The organism is Agrobacterium sp. 16-2014-1-2a, assembly GCF_053522705.1.
The window spans coordinates 1-4,381 of the sequence record NZ_JBNWBX010000019.1 but is presented as its reverse complement, the minus strand read 5'-3'; the positions used below and the strand labels follow the sequence as shown (position 1 = coordinate 4,381).

The window sequence follows — 4,381 nt, the reverse complement described above, 5'->3', positions numbered from 1 at the left end:
GCGATTATTTGCCACTCCAAACAGGGTCAGTTGTCAATGGACGTTCAGGACCGAGCTCGACTTCCTCTCCGGGCCGAAGGTCGTCTTCCGCTTCGCGCCTTCATTCCAGTCACAGACACCGTGTTTGCCCGTACCTAAATGCAGACATGGCTTTACATCCCGGTGCTTGCTGCTTGCGCTCGCACGAACAATCGCTCCGCTGGACGGTTGGGGGAAGGCATCCCGCGGCAATTGACGGTGCGAGACGGCTGTTATTCCCCCTATCGGCACAAAAGTTACCCTCACGGGTGACGATGGCGGCAGTGAAGTTGCCAACGCAGCGTTTGTATGGCACCTCGTTTACATGCCAAATTTGCGAACGACATAAGGATGCGACCGTGGGAGACGAAGTTTGGGGGACGTTAGTCAAAGAATTCTCTGATGTTCCAGACGCGTCGGCCATAACTCGCATCACTGTGCGCCTTGTGATCGCGGCGGTACTCGGTGGGGTTCTCGGGTTCGAACGCGAGAGCAAGGGCAGAAGTGCTGGCTTGCGGACTCACATGTTGGTTGCCGTAGGTGCTGCACTTTTCGTTTTAGGTCCACTGCAGAGCGGCATGCAGATCGGCGATCTGTCACGGGTACTGCAGGGTGTCGTTCAAGGAATAGGCTTCCTCGGCGCGGGTGCTATCATAATCCGCTCGGCGCAGCGGGAGGTAGAAGGGCTCACCACAGCGGCCAGTATCTGGGCGACAGCCGCGATTGGTGTAATGGCCGGCCTGGGAATGGAGGTAACGGCCGTCTTATCGACCGCGATCGTCTTGGTCATTCTCGCAGCGGTGCCTCACATCTTGCCCACGCCATCCGAGACGGACTCAAAGTCTAGTGGGGACGATTGACCGTAGGACGACAGCGAAGATGTTTCGGCCTCAACTCAATCTGTAGCAGGTACCGCGAAAAGGCTGAAAAGCGCCAAAAACGTTCATGCGACCTGTATTATCGTCGGGATCCCGCGATTGAGGGAGTTGGCGACTGTGCACACCGACCACGCATGATCGATCAAGGCTTTCGGATCGGAGCCGTCCGATGTCTCGCACTTTACAGATAGCACGGCTTTGGTGGCGACCAGCGGTACACCCTCTAGGTCAAGTGTCACTGTTACGGCAATTTGTTCGATTTTCACGCCACGTTCATGGGCGACATAGCGTAGGTCATTACAGTAGCAGCCTCCTATTGCTAGAGCGAGCATTTGGCCGCCATTGAAACCGAGACCCAATCCCCCGGCCTTGCCTTCCGGCCGATCGATGACCACCGTATGGCCGCCAGCCCAACCCATCGCTGCCTCAGTGCCGGCGACGTTCCGCAACTCGATGACCGACCGCACCATCACATAACTCCGTCCATGTCTGAGCTTTGCAAGTTCGTGGCAAACGTTGGCGTGGTCAACTGTGTTTTCGAGCCTGTTCTTTAAAAGATAAGGTTTGAGGCCGCTCGGGGCGGCGGCCAATTTGGCGAGAGTGCACCAGAAGCGGCCGTTCCGGCAACAGAGAGTCCAACTTATGGCTGGGTGCCGTTGAGTTAAGGAATGCCCGCAATTTCGGGAAATGCTACACTTCTGATGTCCACCATGTCGAAGCTAATGAAAGGTTGGCTTGGCTCAATAACGCAGTTTTGGCGGCATCCCGTTGAGCGCCAACTACCACAACTTGTGCGAACCCCCGCCGATTTAGCTCCGATTTTGCGCGCTGTAACAATGCTGCACCCGCATCGTGCCAACGATCTTTAGCAGCAACGCAGAAGTCATCGATCAAAGCGGTCGCCCCACCCGGATCGTATACTTGCGGAGTTGGTAACTCTCGCGCGATAAGAAAACCGACGATCAGTGTGTTCTCAACGGCGACAAGAGACACGTTGTGCTCATCAGAGAACAGTTTTTCAAACCATGAAAGAGTCGAAGCAGCTGAGTTAGCGGCTTTCTTCCAAAAGCGCGGCTCGTAGTTCTCGTATTCTTTGCGTCTTGCTTCGACAAGCTCCACGCACCGGAGCGCATCCTCTTTCGAGGCATTCCTAATTTGCATCTGGCTAACCTTGTGGCTGCATTCATCTGCGATGGCAGCCAGTACAGCGTGGCAAAACACCTCTGTCAACATCTGCTATGGGCCAACGGCCGACTTGGCGCGGAAGCGCCAAGAGCAGTCATAAGCTTCCCGAAAAAATGGGCGAATGCTATTGCTCGTTAGTTGGCACCTGATTGCCAAGCCCACTTTGACCTAGACGTGAGTGAGAGGGATGGATGATATACTTGGTGCGACACGGGCAAACAGAATTCAACGCAGCCGGGCGATGGCAGGGCCAACGCGACTCTGCGTTGACAGCCCTCGGCCTCGCTCAAGCTTCCCAAGTCGGGGAAATTTTGAGGAGCAACGGGTTAGATCAGAGTACAAGGATCGTAACCAGCCCGCTCGGACGGGCAATCCAAACGGCAACGATTATCGCCGCAACTTTGGGGGTTTACGTACCCTTAATCACTGATGATCGTCTTAAAGAGGTCGGGATGGGGTCATGGGATGGGCTCACTGACAACGAGATCGAAGCGCAGTGGCCGCATGCAAGAGATGGTCTTGGTCGCAATGAGTGGTTCTTTCACTCATTTGATGGCGAGCGCTACGACGAAATGTTCGCCCGCGCGCGGGCGGTGTTGAGCGACCTCTCGAACGACATCCATGCTCCCACCGTTGTTGTCTGTCACGGAGTAACGAGCCGGATCATGCGGGGCATCCACAGCGGTCTTTCCAAGAATGAGATGTTAAATCTGGAAGTCCCTCAAAACGCTGCATTCCGGCTATTACCGGCGGGGATGATGGAACGTCTAAGTTGACCCAGCTGCAGGATGAACCCGAATGGCGGGTTTGGGCCAAGTAGTGACGAGATATGCTACTATTGGTCGGCCTGATGGAGGCGACGCGGCGGGAGGAGTGGCGGAGGATTCGGGATGGATACCGTCGCACTGCGTAATCGTTCTCCATGGAACAAGGGAATTCTGGTCGGACAGAAGCGACCACTGCAGCCAAAGAACGTTTGGTCGATCCGCGTCAGGCTCGAAATGAGTGGGGCGACCCGAGAGCTGGCGCTGTTCAACCTTGCCATCGACAGCAAGCTCCGCGCTTGCGACCTGGTCGAGCTGAGGGTTGAGGACCTATGGTGGGGTAGTTCGATCCGGGACCGAGCGCCCATCATCCAGAAGAAGACGAAGCGACCCGTGCAGTTTGAGGTGACGGAGCAGACGAAGACTGCGCTCGTGGCATGGCTTCCCTTCGTTCGAAGGAACGGCGGCAGCTATCTATTTCCAAGCCGTTGGAAGACGTCGCATCATTTGTCCACGTGGCAATACGCTCGGATTGTCCACCGTTGGGTCTCGTCTATCGGACTTGATGCCAGCGCCTACGGCACCCACTCCATGAGGCGAACCAAGGCAGCGCAAATTTACAAGAAGACAGGTAACCTCCGGGCCGTCCAGATTCTGCTCGGTCATACGAAGCTGGAAAGCACCGTTCACTATCTCGGCGTCGAGGTGGATGATGCCCTCAGAATTGCCGAGCAGATCGAGCTATAGGTTCTTGACCATCGGCAATAGCCGGTGGTCTCTCTCTCGCCAATTGCGGTCATGGTCCGTGCGGCGCTAGATCAATGGCTAGAACAACATTCGGCACCTGGATGCCTTCGAACTCGAACAAGAAGTTGCCAGCTTGGTGGAAGCCGTGGGACTCGTAGAAGGCCAGCGCGTCTCGATTGGCATGATGTACAGTGAGATACATGCTCCGGTGTCCGCTCTGGACCGCCACATCCATCGCGTGGCGCAGAAGCTCCGCTCCGATACCCTGTCGCTTGTGATGCCGACGCACATACAGCGTCCCCACTTCTACGGTGCCATATCGCAGATCGAGAGCCACCGGGTCTGTGACGACCTTGAGATAGCCTTTGACGAAGTTTCCGTCCGTATAGACGAAGATATGGATGCTCTCATTCAGCAAGGTTTCCGTGAATGCTTTGGGCGAGTACTCCTCCAGCAAATGCGCCGCGAAGGCGAAGGAAACACCCTCCGTCGCATAGGTGTCCAGCCACACCTCGGTCGCCAGCACCGAAAGTATCCCCGCATCTTCGACATCGGCCTCTCGAATGGCCGGATTCATCCCTAACCTCCATTATCTGCTCTGCCGAAGGTTGAGGGGAACTCATCGCCGACGCGATACGCAATCTACATGGCGCGAAAGCGCCAATTGCGGCCGTCTTGCAAGCTCGCTCTAAGGTTCAGCCGAAGTAACCCGATATGCCATTCCCAGCGATCGCGGAGCAGTTTCTTTGAAGCCAAATTTTTCGTAGAGTTTGTTCGCCGGAACGTCGG

General features: G+C 56.0%; 6 protein-coding genes and 1 pseudogene. 3 read left to right on the top strand and 4 right to left on the bottom strand.

From position 1 onward, the window contains the following. Nucleotides 1–146 precede the first annotated feature (146 nt). Nucleotides 147–878 (top strand): MgtC/SapB family protein, encoded by a 732-nt coding sequence (locus ACQZ45_RS26965; RefSeq protein WP_323131475.1) that lies wholly within the window; start codon nt 147–149, stop codon nt 876–878. An 83-nt stretch (nt 879–961) separates the two neighbouring features. On the opposite strand, the gene ACQZ45_RS26960 is transcribed toward ACQZ45_RS26965, so the two are convergent. Beyond that, nucleotides 962–1,366 carry an OsmC family protein gene (locus tag ACQZ45_RS26960; protein ID WP_003517291.1) on the bottom strand — a complete coding sequence of 135 codons (405 nt, stop codon included), beginning with the start codon at nt 1,364–1,366 and terminating at the stop codon, nt 962–964. A gap of 220 nt (nt 1,367–1,586) precedes the next feature. Then, nucleotides 1,587–2,129, bottom strand: a complete 543-nt coding sequence (locus ACQZ45_RS26955) for a GNAT family N-acetyltransferase (RefSeq protein WP_111808166.1) — start codon at nt 2,127–2,129, stop codon at nt 1,587–1,589. A 143-nt stretch (nt 2,130–2,272) separates the two neighbouring features. On the opposite strand from ACQZ45_RS26955, the gene ACQZ45_RS26950 reads away from it, so the two are divergent. Both ACQZ45_RS26950 and ACQZ45_RS26945 read left to right on the top strand, forming a co-directional pair. Continuing rightward, a complete protein-coding gene (locus ACQZ45_RS26950; RefSeq protein WP_448742646.1) occupies nt 2,273–2,857 on the top strand; it encodes a histidine phosphatase family protein in 585 nt (194 codons plus the stop codon). Between the two features lie 114 nt (nt 2,858–2,971). After that, the gene (locus tag ACQZ45_RS26945) at nt 2,972–3,592 is read left to right on the top strand and encodes a tyrosine-type recombinase/integrase (RefSeq protein ID WP_111808170.1); all 621 of its coding nucleotides are present in this window, start codon (nt 2,972–2,974) and stop codon (nt 3,590–3,592) included. Between the two features lie 49 nt (nt 3,593–3,641). On the opposite strand, the gene ACQZ45_RS26940 is transcribed toward ACQZ45_RS26945, so the two are convergent. Together ACQZ45_RS26940 and ACQZ45_RS26935 are read right to left on the bottom strand one after the other, a co-directional pair. Further along, complete coding sequence (locus tag ACQZ45_RS26940; protein ID WP_013637346.1) at nt 3,642–4,169, bottom strand: GNAT family N-acetyltransferase; 528 nt, start codon at nt 4,167–4,169, stop codon at nt 3,642–3,644. Between the two features lie 111 nt (nt 4,170–4,280). Beyond that, nucleotides 4,281–4,381 (bottom strand): annotated as a pseudogene (locus ACQZ45_RS26935) (GNAT family N-acetyltransferase); the annotation flags it as partial.